The following is a 20,923-nucleotide window of genomic DNA, read 5'->3' on the forward strand; positions in this document are numbered from 1 at the left end:
GAGAAGGTGCCGGCAGGCGGATGAGGGGCAACAAGATAGTCCCCAAGCCCTGCATTCGTCGCATTGCTGTTAAGCGCGTTCGATAGATTGCGCCTCCACCCCTTTCGCAAATGCAAAAAAAGGGGTATGAGCCCGCCAAATTGAATTGCGCGCCCTCGTGCCCGCCACAAACTTCAGAGACCCATCAGATGAAAATGCGAAATATCGCGATTATCGCACACGTTGACCATGGCAAGACGACGCTCGTCGACGAGCTCCTGAAGCAGTCGGGCTCCTTCCGTGATAACCAGCGCACCGTCGAGCGCATGATGGACTCCAACGATCTCGAAAAAGAGCGCGGCATCACCATTCTTGCCAAGGCGACGTCGATCGAGTGGAAGGGCCATCGCATCAATATCGTCGACACGCCCGGCCACGCCGACTTCGGCGGTGAAGTCGAGCGTATTCTGTCGATGGTCGACGGCGCGATCGTTCTGGTCGACTCGTCGGAAGGCCCGATGCCGCAGACCAAGTTCGTGGTCTCAAAGGCACTGAAAGTTGGTCTCCGCCCGATCGTCGCGATCAACAAGATCGACCGTCCCGATGGCCGCCATGAGGAAGTCATCAACGAGGTCTTCGACCTCTTCGCCAATCTCGACGCGACTGATGAACAGCTCGACTTCCCGATCCTCTACGGCTCGGGCCGCGATGGCTGGATGAACGTCAACCCGGAAGGTCCGAAGGACCAGGGCCTCGCGCCACTGCTCGATCTCGTCATCGAGCATGTGCCGGAGCCGAGTGTCGGCGACGAAGACGGCGCTTTCCGCATGATCGGCACGATCCTCGAAGCCAACCCCTTCCTCGGCCGCATCATCACCGGTCGCATCCATTCGGGCTCGATCAAGCCGAACCAGTCCGTCAAGGTCATCGGCCAGGATGGCAAGCTGATCGAAAACGGCCGCATCTCGAAGATCCTCGCCTTCCGCGGCATCGAGCGGACCCCTATCGATGAAGCCCATGCAGGCGATATCGTTGCCATCGCCGGCCTCTCCAAGGGCACGGTCGCCGACACGTTCTGCGACCCCAGCGTGACCGAGGCATTGCACGCGCAGCCGATCGACCCGCCGACCGTCACCATGTCCTTCATGGTCAACGACAGCCCGCTGGCCGGTACCGAAGGCGACAAGGTCACGTCCCGCGTCATCCGCGACCGCCTGCTCAAGGAAGCCGAAGGCAATGTCGCGCTGAAGATCGAGGAAGCCGAGGGCAAGGATTCGTTCTACGTCTCCGGCCGCGGCGAACTCCAGCTCGCCGTGCTGATCGAAACCATGCGCCGCGAAGGCTTCGAGCTCGCGGTGTCGCGTCCGCGCGTCGTCATGCACAAGGACGAGAGCGGCCAGCTGCTCGAGCCGATCGAGGAAGTCGTCATCGACGTCGATGAAGAGCATTCCGGCGTCGTCGTGCAGAAGATGAGCGAGCGCAAGGCTGAAATGGCCGAGCTTCGCCCCTCCGGAGGCGGCCGCGTCCGTCTCGTGTTCTTCGCCCCGACCCGCGGCCTGATCGGCTACCAGTCGGAACTGCTGACCGACACGCGCGGCACGGCGATCATGAACCGCCTGTTCCATGCCTACCAGCCCTTCAAGGGCAACATTGGCGGCCGCGTCAACGGCGTGCTGCTGGCCAATGCGCCGGGCGAGGCCGTGGCCTACGCTCTGTTCAACCTGGAAGACCGCGGTCCGATGATCATCGATCCGGGCGAGAAGGTCTATATGGGCATGATCATCGGCATTCATACCCGCGATAACGACCTCGAAGTCAACGTTCTCAAGGGCAAGCAGCTGACCAACATCCGCTCGGTCAACAAGGACGAGGCCGTCAAGCTGACGCCGCCGATCCGCATGACGCTCGACCGCGCGCTTTCCTGGATCCAGGACGACGAACTGGTGGAGGTGACGCCGAAGTCGATCCGCCTGCGCAAGATGCATCTCGACGCCAACGATCGGAAGCGCATGGACAAGCAGCGCGCTGCCGGCGCGGCCTGATCGCTGGCAATTTACGGTCAGATTGAGTTCTGGCGGACAAGCAAATCCGATTCGCGGGAAGCGCCGTATAATCTACGGCGCTTTTTCTTTGCGCCGCAAACCCGGAGGCTGTCATGACTGCGAATATGGACATGCTCAACCAAGCCATCGGTCGCTGGAACGCGGGCGATCTCGATGGTTATCTGTCGCTCTATGACGAAGATATCAAACTGCACGGCTATGTGCCGCAACCAATGAACAAGGCGGAGGTGGCCGGCTTCTATCGGCAGATCTGGGCGTCGCTCGCCCAGGACGGCAAACCGAGCCCGAAGCTGGAGGTGCTCGACGCGTTTGAAACCGGCGCCAAGATGACCTGCCGCTTCGTCATGTCGGGGCGCCATTCCGGCGAATTCATGGGTGTGCCGAAAAGCGGCGCTGACTATGTGTTGCCCGGCATCACGATCCTTCAATTCGAAAACGGCAAAGTGATCGAGCGCTGGTCGAGCGCCGATATGCTGGGCCTGATGATGCAGATCGGTGCTATTCCGATGCCGCAGGCCGCCTGATCGAGCGGCGCCTCTGGCCATAGCGCCACCTTCCTGTTGAAAACCCGGCACTCACGCGGTTGCCGGGTTTTATCATGACTCCCCGGCTTTTAACCTGCGATTCGGAACTTGCGCCTTGCCGCCATGGTTAACATTGCGTTAATCTCGGCGGTGACCACTTTGTAATGAGTATTCGCGGCATGAGCCGTCTGCGTAGGGTGGATGAACGCTATGACGACGTTGGCAATCGAAGTGAGGCGAGCCGAGCCGCAGGATGCGCGTGCGATTGCCCATGTGCATCGTACGGCATGGATCGCAAGCTATGCGGGCCTCATTCCTCATAAGCCCTTGACGCAGATGATAGAACGCCGCCGCGAAGATTGGTGGCGACGTGCCTCGCGCGGGCCGTCGACGGTGGTGGTGCTTGAGGTCGCCGGAAAGATAGCAGGCTATGCGACGATCGGTGTGAATCGGGTCAAGGCTCTCAAGCAGGAAGGTGAGATCTACGAACTCTATCTTCTGCCGGAATATCAGGGAATCGGTCTCGGCAGCTATCTGTTCCGCGAATGCCGCGGGATGCTTAAAGCGCTGAACATGGCCGGTCTCGTCGTCTGGTGCCTCGAAGAAAACGAGAACGCGGTTACCTTCTACCGCGCCATGGGCGGCATGGATGTCGCCGAGGGAATGGAAGAATTCGGCGGTCGATCCTTGAAGAAGCTGGGCTTCATCTGGCGCCAGTGAGCGCCGGTTAGGCCTATCATTCGATCTTCGCTTCCGGATAATTGTAGACCGGCTCGCTTGCCCTATCGCCTCTCTTGCCGTGGAAGACCGGCTTCTCCTTGCCGCAGGGGAAGTTCGGCGCCTGCACGTCGGCGAGCTTGCGGGCCATTTCAGTGGCATTCTTGTTTTCCAATGCGTCGACATAGGCTGTGACGCAGCCGGTCATGTCGTCGGGCTGGCCGACGCGCGAGATGACGAGAACCTGGCCCTCATGCTCAGCGTCCGGCTCGTAGCTCGCCGGGTTCAGGTTCTGGGTCCGGTAGCGCAGGATGGTCGCGCGCGGAACGCCTTCGTCGTCCAGCCGCCACTCGATCTTTTCATTGTCGGCGAAGTAGTTGAAGACCTCGAAGGTCTCGCCGGCGCCGTCGAGAATCTCCTTGCTCAGATGGCCGAAATAGGTGCTCGACCGGCTGTCATAGCTGTTGAAATAAAAGGGATAATCCTTGTAGCCGTCACACTTGAGCGACATGTTCCCCATATCGATGTCTTCCTGGCTCGGTGTCCCGATAGTCATGCAGCCTTTCTCGATCGAGGCATTGGTATAGACGCTGCTTGCGGCCATGGCCGGTGCGCCGAAGCCGATCACGAGCAGGACGGGGAAGATGCGGATGGCGGCGCGGAGGGCGGTCATTGGCTTCACTTCACTTCGCTCAGTTTGGGATAGTTATACTGCGGCTCGCTGACCTTGGCGCCGACCTTGCCGTGGAAACCGGGCTTTTCCTTGCCGCAGGCAAAGGTCGGTGCCTGCTCGTCTGCCAGCTTTCGCGCCAGTTCGTTCGCGTCCGTGTTCTCCAGGGCGTCGACATAGGCCATCACACACCCGGTCATGTCGTCTGGCTGGCCCACGCGCGAGACCACGAGAACCTGGCCATAGAAGGCCTTGTCCAGTTCCGTGGTCTCGGGATTCTGGTGTTCCAGGATGTAGCGCAGGATGGTCGCGCGCGGCACGCCCTTGTCGTCCAGCCGCCATTCGATCTTGTCGCCGATATGGTTGAACACCGCGAAAGTCTCGCCGGCGCCTGCGAGGATCTCGTCGCTCAGATAGCCGAAATAGGTGCTTTGCCGGACATCGTTTTCATCAAAATAGAAAGGATAACCCTTGTAGCCGTCGCATCTATAGGAGGCGACGCCCATGTCGATGTCGATCTGCTCGGGATTGGGGATCAGGTTCTCGCATTTGTCGAGCCTGCTGTCGGTATAGACGCTCTCGGCGGCGCCGGCAGAAAGCGGCGCGGCCATTGAGGCAAGGGCGGCGAGGAGTGTAACGATGAAGCGGTGCATGGCGATGTCCTTTGACTCACCTGACGCGCCATGCCGGCAATTCATTCGCGACGGCTATTGCATGCCGGTGAAGTCAGCAATGTCACCAGCCTTGGGCCCACGTGTGCCATGATACACGGCTGCGTCCTTGCCGCACTGGAACGACGCCGCGAGCGTGTCGGCGACTTCACGCGCGAGATCGTTGGCGTTCTTGTTGGCCAGCGCATCGACATAGCCGACGGGGCAACCTTGTTCGTCGTCCGGCTGTCCGACCCGCGAGACCCTGAGGACCTGGCCCAAATTGTCCGCCTCACCGATAAAGAAGCGCTGGATTGCCGCATAGGGTACGCCGGTGTCGTCCACACGCCATTCGATCTTGGGGTTCATGTAGTTAAAGTGTCCGAAGGACGCCCACGCGTCATCGACGATCGCCTTGCTCAGAAAGCCGTAGTGGAGGCTCTGCCTGAGATCGCCTTCCTTGAAGAGAACCTTGTAGTCCTTGAGACCCGGGCAAAGCGTGATGATGAAATCGCCCCCGGGCTCGTCCGGATTGGGCTCGACGATCGCCTTGCATTTGCCGAGCACAATGTCGGTGTAAACGCTTTCGGCCGCGCCCGCTGCGGCAGGCAGGCCTGCATATAGAACGATCGCCAGGGAGGACGCGATGACGGATCGGATCATGATGGTTGCCTCTCAGGAGGGGAGGGTATGGTGGAGGCGCGTTATTGCGCGTCGCCGAATGAAATGGTGGGATCGCCGGCATTGGGACCGCGTGTGCCGTGATATTCCGGCATGTCCTTGCCGCAACTGAATTTGGCTGCCAGCGTATCGGCTACCTTGCGGGCGATCTCATTGGCGTCCTTGTTGGCACGCGCGTCCACCAGCCCGACGAAACATCCGGATTTGTCGTCCTTGCCGCCGACTCGGGAAATGACGAGCACCTCGCCCTTGAGGGCCTCATCCGCCATGCCGGTCTCGGGGTTGAAGTTTGCCAGATTGTAGCGATGGATCGCAGCCAACGGCACGCCGCTGGCATCGAGCCGCCACTCGATCTTTTCGCCGACGCTGTTGAAGGCGCCGAAGGATTCCCAGGCATCGGCGATCACCTCATCGGCGAGATGGCCGTAATGCACGCTGACGCGGCTATCGCCCTCCTTGTAGTAGACGTCGAATCCCTTGTAGCCGGGGCAGACCATCGATACGCCACCACCATCCGGCTCATCGGCAGCTGCTTCTGGCAAAAGCGACTTGCAGCGGCGGTTGTCGAAGGGAAAGTCGGTATATACGCTTTCGGCAGCGGCAGTGGGCGAAGAACTGGCAGCCGCCAGCATCAGGACGAACAAGAAGATGCGATGCTTGAGCATGCGGCGGCCCCCCGACCTCGACCGGCTTTCGTTGTCGCACCCACCGGATTTCATCTTTCATTATCGGAGACTGGGAAAATAGTCGAGAATCGTTCTGTGGCTGGCGCAGCAATGTTGTCAGACCCGTCGATTCCCTCTATTGCCGGCACAAATCATAAGGAGACTCCGATGCGTATCGACGCCATCAAGATCGGCAACAACCCGCCGGAAGATGTCAACGTGATCGTGGAGGTGCCCGTCGGTGGCGACCCGATCAAGTACGAAATGGACAAGGAAGCCGGTGCGCTGGTCGTCGACCGCTTTCTCTATACGCCGATGCATTACCCGGGCAATTACGGTTTCGTGCCGCACACGCTGTCCGAGGATGGCGACCCGATCGACGTGCTGATCGCCTCGACGCGTCCGCTTGTCCCCGGCTGCGTGATCAATGTCCGCCCTATCGGCGTGCTCATGATGGAAGACAATTCCGGCAAGGACGAGAAGATCATTGCCGTGCCGTCGCCGAAGCTGACGTTGCGCTATGAGAAGGTGCACGAATATACCGACATGCCCTCGATAACGATAAAGCAGATCGAGCACTTCTTCGAGCACTACAAGGATCTCGAGCCCGGCAAATGGGTGAAGCTCGATGGTTGGAGGGGCGCTGCCGATGCGCGCCGCCTGATCGTCGAGGCAATCGAGCGTTACAAGGCTACGAAGTAAGCTTTAGCGCCGCGAGCTTTTCCAACAGAACCTCCGGGTCGACGGCGATCCGGAGGTTTTTTGTGCGTGATGTTTCGCCCGAAGCGATTTCGATCGAGGTCTTGGGGATCCTGAGCACCTTGGCAAGCAGAACGACAAGCGCCTTGTTGGCCTTGCCGCCCTCGGGCGCTGCGGAAACCCGCGCCTTGATCGATATCCCGCCGTCTGCGCTGCATTCCCAGGCATCGATAGCTTCGCGGCCGCCATTCGGCGTCAGCCGAACCGACAGCCGCGATTCCGGCGAGGAACTGGCCTTGGCCAAATCACACGGCGAGCGGGTAGAGATAGTAGATGATAATCTGCTGGATCAGATAGATGATCAGGACCAGCACGATGGGCGAGATATCGACGCCGCCGAGATCGGGCATGAATCGGCGGATTGGCCTCAGCACCGGCTCTGTCATCTGATGGAGAGCGCGGCCGACCATACTGACGAACTGGTTGCGCGTATTGATGACGTTGAAGGCGTAGAGCCAGGAGAAGATCGCGTTGGCGATCAAAATCCAGATATAGATATTCAGTGCGAACATCAGCGTGTTAAGAAGGGGGATCATCCGGGTCTCCGTCTGGCGTTGACAGACAGATAATCATTGGCTCTTTATCGGGCAAGAGCGGCGTCTCTCCCATCTCCGCTATGATTAACGGCCGAAGCCGAAAAAACGACTTTCCACGAGCGAAATCATGCAAATCAATTCGGCGGACGACCGCTTCGCCGCTTTCCGGCATCGTTCCTATTCTCTCTTTTTCGCATCGCGCTTCCTCGCAGCCTTCGCGACACAGATCATTTCGGTCGCTGTCGGCTGGCAGATGTATGACGTCACCAAGAATGCGCTCTATCTCGGCCTGATCGGGCTCGTGCAGTTCCTGCCGTCGCTGCTGCTCATCCTGGTGACCGGCAGCGTGACCGATCGCTACAACCGGCGCGCCATCGTCGCGATCTGCCTGACGATCAGCGCGCTCTGCGCTGCCGCCCTGCTGGCGCTCACCGTCACCGGAGCTTTCGCGCCGATTCCCGTCTTCATCGTGCTGATCGTGTTTGGCATCGAGCGTGCCTTCATGGGGCCGGCGACCCAGTCGCTCGCGCCGAATCTCGTGCCGGAGAAGGACCTCGCCAATTCCTTCGCCTGGAATGCCTCGTCCTGGCAGACGGCGTCGATCGTCGGGCCGGTGGCAGGCGGCCTGCTCTTTGGGCTCGGTCCGACGGTGGCCTATTCGGTGGCGCTCGTCTTCATGGTCGCTGGCGCGATGCTGGTCTATCTCATTCCCAAGCCCGCGCAGCGCAAGGTCGGCGAGCCGACCAGCTGGTCCTATATCCTGGCGGGCTTCGGCTTCATCAATTCCGAGAAGGTGGTGCTCGGCGCCATCTCGCTCGATCTTTTCGTCGTGCTGCTCAGCGGTACGGTGGCGCTCTTGCCCATCTTCGCCTCCGATATTCTCGTGCTGGGTCCGATCGGTCTCGGCCTTCTGCGCGCTGCGCCCGGCGTCGGCGGCATCGCCATGGCGCTCTATCTCGCGACCTTCCCGATCCGGCATGCGTCCGGAATCAAGATGTTCATCGGTGTCGCGGTCTGGGGAGCCGGCACACTCGTTTTCGGCCTGTCGCAGACGGCCTGGCTGTCAATCGTGGCGCTTGCGATCATGGGCGCGGGCGACATGGTGTCCGTCTATGTGCGCGAGACGCTGATTGCGCTCTGGACACCCGACGACGTGCGCGGTCGCGTGAACGCGGTCAATTCGGTCTTCATCGGCGCGTCAAACGAGTTCGGCGAGTTCCGCGCCGGCACGATGGCGCATTTCATCGGCGCGGTTCCGGCGGTGGTGGTCGGCGGCATCGGTGCGCTCGCCGTATCGCTGATCTGGGCCGGCATTTTCCCGCAGCTGCGCAAGATCGATACGCTGGCGGCGCCAGAGCGGGAAGGCGCCAAAGCCTAAACTGGACCCCTCCCTCCCCTTTGTAGGCAGGGTTTGGGAGGGGTTTTCTACCAGGAAAGTCAGACGCTGACGTGCTGCGGGCGGAAGACCACGTCGAGCATGCCGGACATCCAGTTGCGGAGTGGCCCGTCATGCAGGTAACGGCCGTCGAGATGCTTGTCGCCGGTCTGGGCGCCCGGCAGGACGAAGCGGTGGGCGCCGCGGACGACCCAGCGGTGCATCATCGCCCGTGTCAGCTCGCCATGAAACTGGATGCCCCAGGCATTCTCGCCATAGCGGATCGCCTGGTTCTCATAGATGTCGCCGCGGGCGAGCCGGGTTGCCCCATTGGGCAGGTCGAAGCCTTCGCGATGGAAATGATAGACCATCTTCGGCCATTCGATGATCTGGCTGCCCTCCTCGGTCGGCTCGATCGGATACCAGCCGATTTCCGTCATGCCCTCGTGATGGCCGAAAACCTGGCCACCGAGATTCTTCACCAGCATCTGCGCGCCGAGGCAGATGCCGAGGAAGGGACGATTTTCAGTCAGCGGCACATTGATCCAATCGATCTCGTATTTGACGAAATCGTCGGTGTCATTGGCGCTCATCGGGCCGCCGAAGATGACGACGCCAGCATGGTTTGCGAGAGTCTCGGGCAATTTCTGGCCCATTGCCGGGCGGCGGACATCGAGGCGAAGTCCGCGGGCTTCCAGCATATGGCCGACCCGGCCGGGTGTTGAATGTTCCTGATGGAGGACGATCAGAACCGGCCGGTCATCCGGCTTTTCTATTCCGAGCGATTGAAGCATGGCGACTAACTATCCAGACCCTTTCTCTGTCGTTCCACGTCCTGCCGCTTCTCAATGCGAACACGGCCTGACACGCCGATCAATTCGGCAATGCGCCATACCAGGTGATCCTCGAGCTCGTTTCTCTTGTCATCGGCATGGACGATCTGCCAGAGCAGGCCGATGAACTCAGTCTTTTGACGTTCATCAAGAGCGCGATTGATCCGCGATGTAAAGCGGAAAAGATCGACCGCGCTCTCCTCCTGCCGCTTGGCGGCCGCGAGCATTTCCTCATATTCGCCCTTGGAGAGGTTGAAATAGGCCCGGATTTCCGTTTCCAGGACCTGGTTCTCCTTCTCCTCGACAATGCCGTCGGCATGGATGACGTGCAGCGCAAGCGCCACGATCGCCACGGCCACCTCGTCCGGTTCCACCTTGAGGGTTTCGCCGGCGAGGCCATTGAGGAAAGTCTTCAGCTTCTCGAACATCACACTTTCCTCGCCGCTAGGCCACCCGTTTTCAGAACAGTTTGAAGCTCTGCTTCCCGGCCACCGCCTTCACCGGCTTCACGCCAGGATCATCAGGCGGTCGGCCGAAGAAGGGAGCGTCAGGCGACATCACCTCGACCGGCTTTGGCGCGGTCTCGTCGACAACGACGAGCTCAGGCTTGGTCTTCTCCGCCGGCTTCGAAGCCTCAAGCGTTTCTGCGGTAGCCACCATCTGCTCGACAGCCGGCTCCGTATCGAAAGTCTTTGCCACTGGTTCGGGTTCCGCTTCCCTGGCGGGAGCGGGAAGGCTGCGGAACGCCTCCTCTGCATGGTTGGAATAGTCTTCGATCGCGCTTTGGGCGGGGCCATAGGCCTGTTTCCATTCGAAGGCATCGAGTTTGCCCGACACCGGCGAGACCGGCAGCCAGTGGGCCGAGACCTGGCCGTCGGCGACCCATTCCGGATCGCGGGTTGCGCGGAGTGCCTGGGCGAGCCAGTGGCGGATGCGGCCCTGGTCGCCGCCCTCGGCATCCTCGATATCGGACATCAGCATATAGACGCTCTCGCGCTCGGCGATTTTCGCCGCCGCTTCGGCCTTGGCGCGGGCGAGTGGGAAATTGCGGGCGTCGAGCGCGGCCCAGGCGACGGCATAGACGCCCTCGTAACTTCCAGGCTGCAGTGATTCGAGCCGTTCGGCGCGCTTGAGCTTTTCTTGAGCGGTGGCGCCGCCGGCGGCGAGATGGTTGGTGACCAGTTCCATATTGGGTGTCAGTTTGAAGACTTGCTCGAGGATCGACAGTGCCTTCTTGATGTTGCCCTCACGGACATAGCCTTTCGCGGCCGTGGTTGCGGCGGGCACGAGATCGGGCGCCAGCTTCAGCGCCATCTGGGCATCGTCGCGTGCGCCCTTGGGATCGGCATCAAGCTTTGACAGCGCCCGGCCGGTGAGCAGCACGGCTTTCTTGCGGTCATGCACCTTGCGGTCCATGCCGGCGAGGACGCGCTGGCCTTCGAGCAGGCGGATCGCGTCGTCAAAGCGGCCGGCCTGGGTGCGGTACTCGAGCGTCGCTTCGGCGGCCCAGGGCAGATGCGGGCCCTTCTCGACCGCCTTTTCGGCATAGTGACGGGCAGCTTCATGGGCGCCGACGCGGAGCGCCTCGAGATAGAGGCCACGCAGGCCGAGTTCCCTGGTCTCGGGATCCTCCGACATCGCCTCGAACTTCTTCCGGGCGTCCTCTGTCTTGCCCTCGATCAGGCTGGCCTGCGCTTCGAGAAGATGGATGAGCGGCTCGGAATCGCTTGAGATCAGGCCCTTGGTGCGGTCGAGCATCTTGCGCGCCAGCGGGGCGTCGCCGGAACCGACGGCGATCAGACCGGTCGACAGCGCCTGGTAACCACGGTCGCGCTTGCGGGCACGGAAATAGCGCGTCATCGACTGCGGCGAGGTCCAGATCGTGCGGACCAGCCACCAGCCGAGCATGACGGTCACGACGAGCATGGTGACCAGCACGGCCGCGACCATCAGCGTCATCGAGACGCGCTGGCCCTGCCAGATGATGTAGAGCTCGCCCGGCCGGTCGGCGAGCCAGGAAAAGCCGAAGCCGAGCGCCAGGATGAGGAGGAAGAAGACGACGATACGAATCATGAAACTCTATACCCCTCAACCGTCAGTCTTGGTGGCGGAGACCGCCTTGTTGAGCGCCGTGCCGACCAGTTGCTCCACCCGGATACGGGCATCGAGCGATTTCTTGTAGGTTTCAGACGCCTTCTTGGCCGGTTCTGGAAGCTTGTCCCACTCGGCGGCCGCCGAAGCGAAATCGCCATTGGTGATGCGGGCCTCCATTCGGGCGACGATCGCTTCCGGGCCTTCGCCCTCGACCTCGCCGACGGGGCGGACCTGGATCGCCGAGAGCGCACTCGACATCAGCCGATCGGTGAGACTCTGGTTCGGATCGTCGGATCGGGCGGAAGCAAGGATCGTGTCGGCGACCTTGGGGAACTCGGCAACCAGCGAGGCGCGCGAGGGAACCCCCGTCGCGGCGAAGGTCTTGAGTTCCTTGACCGCGGGATCGTCCGGGTTGATGCCTTCGAGCGTCGAGAGTTCGGCCACGAAAGGTCCGCCGCGGTCGATCGCGGCCTTGAGGCCGGCAGAGGCGATGGCGATCGCCACCTCGACATCATCGCGCGGCTGATCGAGCTTCTTTTCGATCGCCTCGATGCGCATTTCGAGCGCGGCGCGCACCGTCTCCAATTCGCTTTTCAGCGTCGTGCTCGCGGCTTCCGCTGCCTTCACCTGTTCGGCGAGCGCTATGATACGCGCATCGGCATCGGCGGAGAGCCCATTCGCCTCCGGCACCTTGGCGACCTTTTCCTCGAGCGCAGCGATCTTGGTCTCGACCGGCGAGAGATCGATCTTCGGTGTTGCAGCGGCCTGTTCGGCAAGCTGCGTCTTGAGTGCAGTGATATCCGATGCCATCAGGTTGAGCGAGGCCTCGGCCTTCTCGTTCGTGCCGAGCGAGGGCAGCACGCCCCAATATTGCAGGCCCGCCGCGCCGCCGAGCGCTATGACGCCGCCAAGCAGGCTCGCGGCGATCAGGCCGAGGCTGCCCTGACTGCGGGGTGATTCGGCCGTAGGCTCGGTGCGGGGTGTGGTGCTCGCATTCGGGATGCCGGAATAGCTCTTGGCATTCGACTCGGCGGAGGCTGTCGCTTCCGCTGCCGCCTCGGGCGCCGCGTCAGCCGTGACATTGTCCTCGGTGCCGTCGGCATCGGCTGATGGCATTTCCTTCACCTCTTCCGCCCCGAGATCGATGGTGACGGGGTCGGGCTTGGGCCGGGGATTGCGGCTCTGGTCTTCCGGTTCCATCTGGATGCCTTTCTCTCTTTCGCCTTGCGGCTTGGCAGGAGCTTAGCCGCCCCTCGCCTTGCGGCAAGGTATTTTTCGTTTCACAGCAAGTCGATGAGCTCGTCCTCGTCGGGGTTCTCGCTCACGACAGCGCTGTTGTGCAGTTCTTCCGGTACGGCTTCGGCAATATTGCGGCTGAGGCAGAGGAAGAGCGTTTTGCGAATTGCCTCGCGGCTCTGCTGGAAGATGTCGAGCGCGAAGAAGGCATTCGCCGCTTCGCGTGAAAAGAAGAACACCGCATCCGCCTTCACATCCACCAGCATCGCTTGCTGCTCTTCCAGGGAATAGGGGATCGGCTCCATGCGATAGGTCTCAGCGACGACGCATTCGATGTCGTTCTCCGCCAGAAGCTTTTCGAAGCGGCCCATGCGTTTTTCGCCGGCGAGATAGAGGATCGGCTTCGACGGGTGTCCGGCCGCGGCATAGTAATTGATGACGAGGGATGCGAGTTCCGGCCCTCCGCCGATCGACACTTCCACATTGCGGAAGCCGGCGGCACGCGCCGTATGGGCGGTTGCCTTGCCGACGGCGAAGACCTTCGTGCCGAGATGTGGCGCCAAGGCCAGCCCGAGCTCGGCAAGCCCGCGCACCGCTTCCGCCGATGTGACCGCAATCGAAGCATGCGGCGTTGCTATCGCGGCTTCGGCGGCGGCGCGATCATGGACCGGTGTGAAGAGCGGCAGCCTCGCGACCTCATGGCCGAGTTCCACGAGCTTTGCGGCGGTCTTTCCGGCACGGCTTTCGGGCCTGGTGATGAGGACACGCATCGCTCAGCTCCAGCCTTCGAAAAAGCCGGGTCCGGCACGGTCGCGGACTGCCTGCCCCGCCTTGTGGCCAATGTCGATTGCCTTCGACAGATTTCCATCGCTGGCTATGGAATGGTGTGTCTGCCCATCCGGCGTGAGGATCATGCCGGAGAAACGGATGACGTCACCTTCGACGAGCGCATATCCTGCGATCGGCGTGCGGCATGAGCCATCGAGCACCTCGAGAAAAGCGCGCTCGCAGCTCACCGCGGCGAATGTGTCGGCGTGATTGACCGATTCCAGCAGCTTGCGCATCGCATCATTGTCGGAGCGCGCTTCAATGCAGATCGCGCCCTGCGCCGGCGCCGGCGGGAAGATCGTGGGGTCGAGCACTTCCGTGGCGACGTCCGGCTTGCCGAGTCGCTTCAGGCCGGCGAAAGCGAGCAGCGTGGCATCGGCGTCGCCTTCTGCAAGCTTGCGGAGGCGCGTGTCGACAAGGCCGCGAAAAATCTTGACCTGCAGGTCGGGCCGGATCTTGCGCACCAGCGCCTGGCGGCGGAGCGAAGCAGTGCCCACCATGGCGCCATCAGGCAGCGCGGTCAGGCTTGCTGCCTTATGGCTGACAAAGGCATCCCTGATATCCTCGCGCGGCAGATAAGCCATGATTTCGAGACCGTCGGGCAGACGCGTCGCCATGTCCTTCGAGGAATGGACCGCAAGATCGAGTTCGCCGGAGAGAAGCTGGTTCTCGAGTTCGGCGGTAAACAGCCCTTTGCCACCGATCTCCGAGAGCGGCCGGTCGGTGACGCGATCGCCCTTTGTAGAAAGCACCACGATTTCGAAAGCTTCCGCGGGCAGGCCATGCGCCAGCATCAGCCGGTCGCGTGTCTCATGCGCTTGGGCCAGCGCCAGCGGGCTTCCGCGCGTGCCGATCCGGTAAGCTTTTGTTTGCATATGCGCCGGTCTCTCGTGTAATCGGCTTCCACCTAATCATCTTTGGCTCTATCCGCAATCTGACAATAGGCGCAAGCTTGGCAGCCACCCGCATCCTCGGCATCGAAACCAGCTGCGACGAGACCGCCGCGGCGATCGTCGAACGGCGCGAGGACGGCACCGGCGTGATCCTCGCCGATGTCGTTCTGTCGCAGCTTGAAGACCATGCGGCCTATGGCGGCGTGGTGCCGGAGATTGCCGCGCGCGCCCATGCCGAGGCGCTCGACCGGCTGATCGAGGAGGCGCTCAGGCGCTCCGATACCAGGCTGGAAGACGTCGATGCGATTGCTGCGACCTCCGGCCCCGGCCTGATCGGCGGGCTCATCGTGGGTCTGCTGACCGGCAAGGCGATATCAATGGCGACCGGCAAGCCGCTCTATGCCATCAACCATCTCGAAGGACATGCGCTGACGGCGCGGCTCACCGACGGGCTCGCCTTCCCCTATCTGCTGTTGCTGGTTTCCGGCGGACACACGCAGCTTATCCTCGTCAAAGGTGTCGGCGACTATCAGCGTTGGGGCACGACGATCGACGATGCGCTCGGCGAGGCCTTCGATAAGACGGCCAAGCTGCTCGGCCTGCCCTATCCCGGTGGTCCGGCGGTGGAGCGGGCGGCACAGAGCGGCGACCCCAAGCGCTTTGCCTTTCCGCGGCCGATGGTCGGCGAAGCGCGGCTCGATTTCTCCTTCTCCGGGCTCAAGACGGCAGTGCGGCAGGCAGCCGAAAAGGTTGCCCCGGTGACCGATCAGGATATTGCCGACATCTGCGCCTCGTTCCAGAATGCGGTGTCACGGACACTGAAGGATCGTGTCGGGCGTGGGCTCACCCGTTTCCGGGAGCGTTTCCCCGAGGCGGTAGAGCCTGCACTGGTCGTGGCCGGTGGAGTTGCTGCTAACAGTGAGGTCCGTTCGACGCTGCAGTCGATTTGTGATGCCAACCGTTTCCGCTTCGTCGCGCCGCCGATGGCGCTCTGCACCGACAATGCGGCGATGATTGCCTGGGCGGGACTCGAACGCATGGCCGAAGGCTTTGAGCCCGATGATCTCACCATCGCGCCGCGCTCGCGATGGCCGCTCGATAGTGAGGCCGCGGCGGTGATCGGCAGCGGCAAGCGGGGTGCGAAGGCATGAGCGCTGCGGGAAACCCGACACGCGAGAACATTGTCGTCGTCGGCTCCGGCGCCTTCGGAACGGCGCTGGCGGCAGTTGCGGCCCTGTCTGCCAAGGCTGATGTGACGTTGCTCTGCCGCCGGCCCGAGCAGGTCGAGGCGCTCCGGGCGACGCGCGTCAACGACAAGGGCCTGCCCGGTATCACGCTGCCGGCCACCGTTCGCTTCGAGTCGGACACGACGGTGCTCGAAACGGCCGACATTGTGCTTTTCGTCATGCCGAGCCAGGAACAGGCGCGCGCCGCGCGCGACCTCGCCGCGCATCTTCACCAGCATCAATCGATCGTCACCTGTGCCAAGGGCATCGACAAGTCCTCGGGCCGGCTGCTGACCGATGTGCTCGAGGAAGCGCTGCCCGGCCATTCCATCTCAGTCCTGTCGGGACCGGGTTTTGCCGCCGATATCGCCAAGGGCCTGCCGACGGCGATGGTCGTCGCCTCGCCGGAGCTCGCCGAGGCCGAGCGGATCGCCCGGGCAATTTCCGGGCCGTCCTACCGGCTCTATCCGTCGACCGATCGCACCGGCGTGCAACTCGGCGGCGCGCTGAAGAACGTGCTGGCCATCGCCTGCGGCATCGTCGAGGGCGCCGGGCTCGGCGATTCGGCGCGGGCGGCGCTGATCGCCCGCGGGCTCGCCGAGATGTCGCGCTTCGTCGAGGCACATGGCGGTTCGCCGGAGACGGTGAGCGGCCTGACAGGACTTGGTGACCTCGTCCTGACCGCCACCAGCCATCAGTCGCGCAACCTGCGTTTCGGCATCGAGACCGGCCGTACGGGTCGGGCGACGCTGCCCTCCGGCGAACTGGTCGAAGGCGCGCATGCCGCGGCCATTGCCGACCGGATCGCCGAAACACGCGGCATCGACATGCCGATCACCCGTGCTGTGGCCGAAATCATTGAAGGCCGTCTTGACGTCCGCGCCGCGATGGCGAGTTTGATGTCACGGCCGATCACCACCGAATAATTCTGCTCAGAAAGGACTGATCATGCTTTTCGCTTTCGTCTGCCAGGACAAGCCCGGCGCACTGCAAGTGCGTCTGGATACTCGCCCAGCCCATATCGCCTTCCTTGACGGCTTGAATGCCGAGGGCAAGCTGGCGCTGGCCGGCCCGTTCCTCGATGCCGACGGCAAGCCGAATGGCAGCTTCGTCGTGGTCAAGACCGAGACGATCGAGGAAGCGCGCGCGCTTTCCGCCGCCGATCCCTATGCCAAGGCCGGACTCTTCGCCAATGTCGACGTCCGGGCCTGGAACTGGACATACAACAAGCCGGAGGCGTGACATGGCCTATTGGCTCTTCAAGTCCGAGCCCGATGCCTTCTCCTGGGAAAAGCTCAAGTCGAAAGGCGAGAAGGGGCAGGAGTGGGACGGCGTGCGCAACTATGCCGCCCGCAACAATATGCGTTTGATGAAGATCGGCGACAAAGGCTTCTTCTACCATTCGAACGAGGGCAAGGAGGTCGTGGGCATTGCCGAGGTCTGCGCGCTGGCGCATCCCGATTCGACGGCCGACAACCCGACCTGGGAATGCGTCGACATCCGCGCCGTCGTCGATATCCCGAAGCCGATGAATCTCGACGAGATCAAGGCCGATCCCAAGCTCGCCGAGATGATCCTGGTTAAGAATTCCCGACTCTCGGTGCAGCCGGTGACCGACGAGGAATATTTCCATATCTGCAAGCGCTGCGGCCTGGACAATCCGCCGAAATCGCCGTGAAGACCGATCCCGAGCGCTTCATTCTCGACAATACGTCGGTGATGGCGCCGCCGCATGTGCCGGAGATCCGGCTCCATCTCGCCGACGAGGCGCATGAGCTCTGGCTGAAGACCGAGGAAGAGCTCGAGGCAATCGGCCTGCCGCCGCCCTTCTGGGCCTTCGCCTGGGCCGGTGGGCAGGGACTGGCACGTTATGTGCTGGATCATCCGGAGGTCGTCGCCGGCAAACTTGTCCTCGATTTCGCCTCTGGCTCCGGGCTGGTGGCAATTGCGGCGATGAAGGCTGGGGCGGCGTCGGTGCTGGCCGCCGACATCGATCCGTGGACAGGCATGGCCGTGAAGCTCAATAGCCGGCTAAATGAAGTTGGGATTGACTTTACCAGCGATGACCAGCTGGGCCATTCGGTCGAAGCAGATGTGCTTCTGGCTGGCGATGTCTTCTATGACAAGCGTTTTGCAGAGGCGCTGATCCCCTGGTTCACGTCGCTCGTTGCTGAGGGCAAGACCGTCATCGTCGGCGATCCGGGCCGGTCCTATTGCCCAAAAGAAGTCATGACCGAGCTTACGACCTATCAAGTGCCGGTTACGCGGGCGCTTGAGGACGCCGAGGTGAAGAAGACCACGGTGTGGCGGTTTGTGGGCAAGGCTGCTTGACCTCGTTCGAGTGATCCGATCAAAGAAGTTTGGACACTGGTTACCCCCCTCTGTCCTGCCGGACATCTCCCCCTCGAGGGGGAGATCCGCAAGACGCGCCGCCCCAGACTTCGTCCTCTGTTGCGTGCTGGCAAACGCGCGTTCGAGATGGCCGGCGTGCATGCTCCATCCGTTCTCCCCCTTGAAGGGGAGATGTCCGGCAGGACAGAGGGGGGTGCTGTCATTCAAGAGAGCACTGAAGCACCATGGATTTCTCGTCGATCAACTATCTCTCCGTCGGCATCGCCACGCTTGCCGGCTATGTCGTGGGTGCGATCTATTACATGGTGCTGGGCAAGGCCTGGATGCGGGCGGCAGAGCTCGATCCTGCGGCGATGAAGATGCGTTATTCGCCTTTCATCATCTCCTTCGTCGCCGAATTCGTGCTGGCCATGGTGCTGTATATGGTGCTCGATGATATCACCTTCGCCGGCACCTATTCCGAGGATTTCGACCTGAAATCCAGCCTCACCTGGTCGGTCATCCTCTGGTTCGGCTTTGTCGCGGTGCCGCTGGTCGTCAATCATCGCTATCAGGGATCGCGGTGGTCCCTGACCGTTATCGACGGCATACATTGGCTGTTGGTGCTCATCGCCATGGGTGCCATCATTGGCTGGTTTGGCCCCTCCGAGGCGACGCTTGGTTAACGCCCGGTTTACGATTCCAGCGCATGCTCCGGGCCAACGGGATGCATGGCATGAACGAAATCCTAATTTTCGCGGATGAGAAACTGCTGGCCGAAAGGCAGGTCTGGCTCGATGCGCTGAACCATGAGCGGCGATTGTCAGCCCTGACGGTCGATGCCTATGAGCGCGACACGCGGCAGTTCCTGCTGTTTCTTGCGGGCCATGCCGGCGGGCCGGCCAAGCTCTCGGATATCAAGGATTTGCGACCAGCCGATTTGCGTGCCTTTCTCGCGAGCCGCCGCAAGGACGGCGCGGGCGCCCGGACGCTGGGGCGCGGGCTTGCCGGGCTGCGGTCGTTCCTCCGGCATCTCGAGAAGAAGGGGCTGGTCAATGCGGCCGGTTCCCGCGCCATTCGCTCGCCGAAGCAGGGCAAGAGCCTGCCGAAGCCGCTGACCGCGTCGCAGGCGATTCGGGTGAGTTCGGACGAGGGCCAACTGGCCGAGGAGCCGTGGATCGCCGCGCGCAATGCGGCGGTGCTCAGCCTGCTCTATGGGTCCGGCCTGCGCATTTCCGAAGCGCTGGGACTGACATTGAAGGATGTCCCGGCGGGTGCCAGGACGCTGCGGGTCACCGGCAAGGGCGGCAAGACGCGGATCGTGCCGTTGCTGCCGGCGACGCTTGAAGCGGTGCAGGCCTATCTCAAGCTCTGCCCTCATAGTGTCGGATCGGAGCAGACGATCTTTCTCGGTGCGCGGGGCGGGCCGCTGCAGCCAGCGATCATCCAGCGCGAGATGCAGAAGATGCGCTCGGCGCTCGGCTTGCCGGAAACCGCGACGCCGCATGCGCTGCGTCATTCATTCGCCACGCATCTTCTGTCTGCTGGCGGCGATCTCAGGGCCATCCAGGAATTGCTCGGTCATGCGAGCCTGTCGACCACCCAGGTCTATACCGGTGTCGATGCGGCGCGGCTGCTCGATATCTACGAGCGCGCGCATCCGCGCGCCTGACACGTCCGGCCCGTCGGGCCGGTTAACCATAGACGTTAAGGGAATGTGAGCGGCCTGGCGCTAGCCTACGCGATCAGATTCTAGGGAAATGCCATGTCTGCCGCTCAGTTGAGATTGAAGCACCATTTCGATCGGTTCGCGCCGGATAGGATCGCCGAGCGGCTGCAGACGGCGCTTCTCGTGGTTCCCTTCCTGCTCCTGCTGGCGCTTGCCCTGACGCTGGTCTTCGCCGCGCCCGTCCGTGCCGCGGACGATCCGGCCTGCGGTGCCACGGATCTGGTGGCCGGGCTCAAGGTCAGCAATCCCGCGGCCTATGCGAAGCTGAGGGCCGAGGGCGAGAAGATCAAGAACTCCGGCGCCCGCTTCTGGAAGGTCGAAAGGGCAGGCCTGGAGCCCAACTGGCTGCTCGGCACGATGCATCTTTCAGATCCGCGCGTGACCAACCTGCCCGACGAGGCCAAGGCGGCTTTCGATGGCGCCAAAGTGGTGGTGCTGGAATCGGACGAGATTCTCGACCAGCAGAAGGCAGCCGCCAAGATGATGGCGCGGCCGGACCTGATGTATTTCGCCGGCAAGGAAACCATTGCCGACTACCTCCAGCCCGACGAGCAGAAGCTGCTCGAAGACGGGTTGATGAAGCGTGGCATGCCGTTCAATGCCGTCGCCAAGATGAAGCCCTGGTTGCTCACCTCGATGGTGGCGCTGCCGAGCTGTGAGCTGTCCCGCAAGGCGCAGGGCATGCCGTTCCTCGACATGAAGCTCGCCCAGGAGGGCCTGGCCGCCGGCAAGGAAGTGAAGGGCGTCGAGACGCTGGCTGAGCAGTTGGAAGTGGTGGCCAGCCTGCCGATGTCGTTTCACGTGAAATCGCTCGTCGGCTCGGTGAAATATCCGCAGTATACCGCTGACATGATGGAGACGACGCTGCAGCTCTATCTCCAGGGCGAGATCGGCCTTGTCTTCCCAGCCGGGACCTATTTCGCGCCGGAGCTGGACGCCAGCGACTTCCAGGACATGGCGCTGTTCGAGGAAAAGCTGATCACCACCCGCAATCATCACATGGCCGATCGCGGCGAGCCGATCCTGGCCCGCGGAAATGTCTTCATGGCGGTCGGCGCATTGCATCTGATCGGCGATGAGGGGCTGGTCGAGTTGCTGCGCAAGAAGGGCTATACGGTCACCGCGGTAAAGTAG

The 20,923-nt window shown here is 62.2% G+C and carries 25 protein-coding genes; 13 read left to right on the forward strand and 12 right to left on the reverse strand.

Annotated features, from left to right (window positions below):
- The first annotated feature begins 188 nt into the window (after nucleotides 1–188).
- The 3 genes from typA (at nucleotide 189) to AC2YI2_RS15715 (ending at nucleotide 3,286) form a co-directional block, all read left to right on the forward strand.
- Nucleotides 189–2,021: a translational GTPase TypA gene (gene typA, locus AC2YI2_RS15705; RefSeq protein WP_487387421.1), complete on the forward strand. Its 1,833-nt coding sequence runs from the start codon at nucleotides 189–191 to the stop codon at nucleotides 2,019–2,021.
- Between the two features lie 113 nt (nucleotides 2,022–2,134).
- The gene (locus tag AC2YI2_RS15710; protein ID WP_487387422.1) at nucleotides 2,135–2,566 is read left to right on the forward strand and encodes an ester cyclase; all 432 of its coding nucleotides are present in this window, start codon (nucleotides 2,135–2,137) and stop codon (nucleotides 2,564–2,566) included.
- 210 nt (nucleotides 2,567–2,776) lie between these two features.
- Nucleotides 2,777–3,286, forward strand: coding sequence for an N-acetyltransferase family protein (locus tag AC2YI2_RS15715; RefSeq protein WP_487387423.1), 510 nt, complete (start codon nucleotides 2,777–2,779; stop codon nucleotides 3,284–3,286).
- Between the two features lie 16 nt (nucleotides 3,287–3,302).
- Here the strand turns inward: AC2YI2_RS15715 and AC2YI2_RS15720 are convergent, their stop codons facing one another.
- The 4 genes from AC2YI2_RS15720 to AC2YI2_RS15735 are packed head-to-tail and all read right to left on the reverse strand — an operon-like array spanning nucleotide 3,303 to nucleotide 5,949.
- Nucleotides 3,303–3,956, reverse strand: coding sequence for a hypothetical protein (locus tag AC2YI2_RS15720; RefSeq protein ID WP_487387424.1), 654 nt, complete (start codon nucleotides 3,954–3,956; stop codon nucleotides 3,303–3,305).
- A 5-nt stretch (nucleotides 3,957–3,961) separates the two neighbouring features.
- On the reverse strand, nucleotides 3,962–4,606 hold the full coding sequence (locus tag AC2YI2_RS15725) for a hypothetical protein (protein WP_487387425.1): 645 nt from the start codon (nucleotides 4,604–4,606) through the stop codon (nucleotides 3,962–3,964).
- A gap of 54 nt (nucleotides 4,607–4,660) precedes the next feature.
- A complete protein-coding gene (locus tag AC2YI2_RS15730; protein WP_487387426.1) occupies nucleotides 4,661–5,266 on the reverse strand; it encodes a hypothetical protein in 606 nt (201 codons plus the stop codon).
- 41 nt (nucleotides 5,267–5,307) lie between these two features.
- The gene (locus AC2YI2_RS15735) at nucleotides 5,308–5,949 is read right to left on the reverse strand and encodes a hypothetical protein (protein WP_487387427.1); all 642 of its coding nucleotides are present in this window, start codon (nucleotides 5,947–5,949) and stop codon (nucleotides 5,308–5,310) included.
- Between the two features lie 168 nt (nucleotides 5,950–6,117).
- On the opposite strand from AC2YI2_RS15735, the gene ppa reads away from it, so the two are divergent.
- On the forward strand, nucleotides 6,118–6,651 hold the full coding sequence (gene ppa / locus AC2YI2_RS15740) for an inorganic diphosphatase (protein WP_487387428.1): 534 nt from the start codon (nucleotides 6,118–6,120) through the stop codon (nucleotides 6,649–6,651).
- On the opposite strand, the gene AC2YI2_RS15745 is transcribed toward ppa, so the two are convergent.
- Together AC2YI2_RS15745 and AC2YI2_RS15750 are read right to left on the reverse strand one after the other, a co-directional pair.
- Complete coding sequence (locus AC2YI2_RS15745) at nucleotides 6,641–6,952, reverse strand: DUF167 family protein (RefSeq protein ID WP_487387429.1); 312 nt, start codon at nucleotides 6,950–6,952, stop codon at nucleotides 6,641–6,643. The genes ppa and AC2YI2_RS15745 overlap by 11 nt on opposite strands.
- A gap of 1 nt (nucleotide 6,953) precedes the next feature.
- On the reverse strand, nucleotides 6,954–7,244 hold the full coding sequence (locus AC2YI2_RS15750) for a YggT family protein (RefSeq protein WP_487387430.1): 291 nt from the start codon (nucleotides 7,242–7,244) through the stop codon (nucleotides 6,954–6,956).
- Between the two features lie 127 nt (nucleotides 7,245–7,371).
- Between AC2YI2_RS15750 and AC2YI2_RS15755 the strand changes: the two genes are divergently transcribed.
- Entirely contained in the window at nucleotides 7,372–8,622 is a 1,251-nt protein-coding gene (locus AC2YI2_RS15755) for an MFS transporter (RefSeq protein WP_487387431.1), read from the forward strand.
- Between the two features lie 59 nt (nucleotides 8,623–8,681).
- Here AC2YI2_RS15755 and AC2YI2_RS15760 read toward each other — a convergent pair whose 3' ends face one another.
- From AC2YI2_RS15760 to hemC, 6 genes are all read right to left on the reverse strand, one after another.
- Nucleotides 8,682–9,413, reverse strand: a complete 732-nt coding sequence (locus tag AC2YI2_RS15760; RefSeq protein WP_487387432.1) for a glutamine amidotransferase — start codon at nucleotides 9,411–9,413, stop codon at nucleotides 8,682–8,684.
- A gap of 5 nt (nucleotides 9,414–9,418) precedes the next feature.
- Nucleotides 9,419–9,880 carry a tellurite resistance TerB family protein gene (locus tag AC2YI2_RS15765; RefSeq protein WP_487387433.1) on the reverse strand — a complete coding sequence of 154 codons (462 nt, stop codon included), beginning with the start codon at nucleotides 9,878–9,880 and terminating at the stop codon, nucleotides 9,419–9,421.
- 31 nt (nucleotides 9,881–9,911) lie between these two features.
- Complete coding sequence (locus AC2YI2_RS15770) at nucleotides 9,912–11,525, reverse strand: heme biosynthesis HemY N-terminal domain-containing protein (RefSeq protein ID WP_487387434.1); 1,614 nt, start codon at nucleotides 11,523–11,525, stop codon at nucleotides 9,912–9,914.
- A 15-nt stretch (nucleotides 11,526–11,540) separates the two neighbouring features.
- Nucleotides 11,541–12,746 (reverse strand): COG4223 family protein, encoded by a 1,206-nt coding sequence (locus AC2YI2_RS15775; protein ID WP_487387435.1) that lies wholly within the window; start codon nucleotides 12,744–12,746, stop codon nucleotides 11,541–11,543.
- Nucleotides 12,747–12,826: 80 nt separating this feature from the next.
- Nucleotides 12,827–13,552, reverse strand: a complete 726-nt coding sequence (locus tag AC2YI2_RS15780) for a uroporphyrinogen-III synthase (RefSeq protein WP_487387436.1) — start codon at nucleotides 13,550–13,552, stop codon at nucleotides 12,827–12,829.
- A gap of 3 nt (nucleotides 13,553–13,555) precedes the next feature.
- Nucleotides 13,556–14,485, reverse strand: a complete 930-nt coding sequence (hemC, locus tag AC2YI2_RS15785) for a hydroxymethylbilane synthase (protein WP_487387437.1) — start codon at nucleotides 14,483–14,485, stop codon at nucleotides 13,556–13,558.
- A 77-nt stretch (nucleotides 14,486–14,562) separates the two neighbouring features.
- Between hemC and tsaD the strand changes: the two genes are divergently transcribed.
- From tsaD to AC2YI2_RS15825, 8 genes are all read left to right on the forward strand, one after another.
- Nucleotides 14,563–15,654, forward strand: coding sequence for a tRNA (adenosine(37)-N6)-threonylcarbamoyltransferase complex transferase subunit TsaD (gene tsaD, locus AC2YI2_RS15790; protein WP_487387438.1), 1,092 nt, complete (start codon nucleotides 14,563–14,565; stop codon nucleotides 15,652–15,654).
- Nucleotides 15,651–16,655, forward strand: a complete 1,005-nt coding sequence (locus AC2YI2_RS15795; RefSeq protein WP_487387439.1) for an NAD(P)H-dependent glycerol-3-phosphate dehydrogenase — start codon at nucleotides 15,651–15,653, stop codon at nucleotides 16,653–16,655. Before tsaD ends, AC2YI2_RS15795 begins: the two co-directional genes overlap by 4 nt.
- Before the next feature lie 22 nt (nucleotides 16,656–16,677).
- Nucleotides 16,678–16,971, forward strand: a complete 294-nt coding sequence (locus AC2YI2_RS15800) for a YciI-like protein (protein ID WP_487387440.1) — start codon at nucleotides 16,678–16,680, stop codon at nucleotides 16,969–16,971.
- Nucleotide 16,972: 1 nt separating this feature from the next.
- The gene (locus AC2YI2_RS15805) at nucleotides 16,973–17,407 is read left to right on the forward strand and encodes an EVE domain-containing protein (RefSeq protein ID WP_487387441.1); all 435 of its coding nucleotides are present in this window, start codon (nucleotides 16,973–16,975) and stop codon (nucleotides 17,405–17,407) included.
- The gene (locus tag AC2YI2_RS15810; RefSeq protein ID WP_487387442.1) at nucleotides 17,404–18,060 is read left to right on the forward strand and encodes a class I SAM-dependent methyltransferase; all 657 of its coding nucleotides are present in this window, start codon (nucleotides 17,404–17,406) and stop codon (nucleotides 18,058–18,060) included. The genes AC2YI2_RS15805 and AC2YI2_RS15810 overlap by 4 nt, the downstream gene beginning before the upstream one ends.
- 245 nt (nucleotides 18,061–18,305) lie before the next feature.
- Nucleotides 18,306–18,746 carry a DUF1761 domain-containing protein gene (locus AC2YI2_RS15815; protein WP_487387443.1) on the forward strand — a complete coding sequence of 147 codons (441 nt, stop codon included), beginning with the start codon at nucleotides 18,306–18,308 and terminating at the stop codon, nucleotides 18,744–18,746.
- A gap of 50 nt (nucleotides 18,747–18,796) precedes the next feature.
- Nucleotides 18,797–19,732, forward strand: a complete 936-nt coding sequence (locus AC2YI2_RS15820; protein WP_487387444.1) for a tyrosine recombinase XerC — start codon at nucleotides 18,797–18,799, stop codon at nucleotides 19,730–19,732.
- Nucleotides 19,733–19,825: 93 nt separating this feature from the next.
- The gene (locus AC2YI2_RS15825; protein ID WP_487387445.1) at nucleotides 19,826–20,923 is read left to right on the forward strand and encodes a TraB/GumN family protein; all 1,098 of its coding nucleotides are present in this window, start codon (nucleotides 19,826–19,828) and stop codon (nucleotides 20,921–20,923) included.

This window comes from Rhizobium sp. SRI_017, assembly GCF_057586295.1.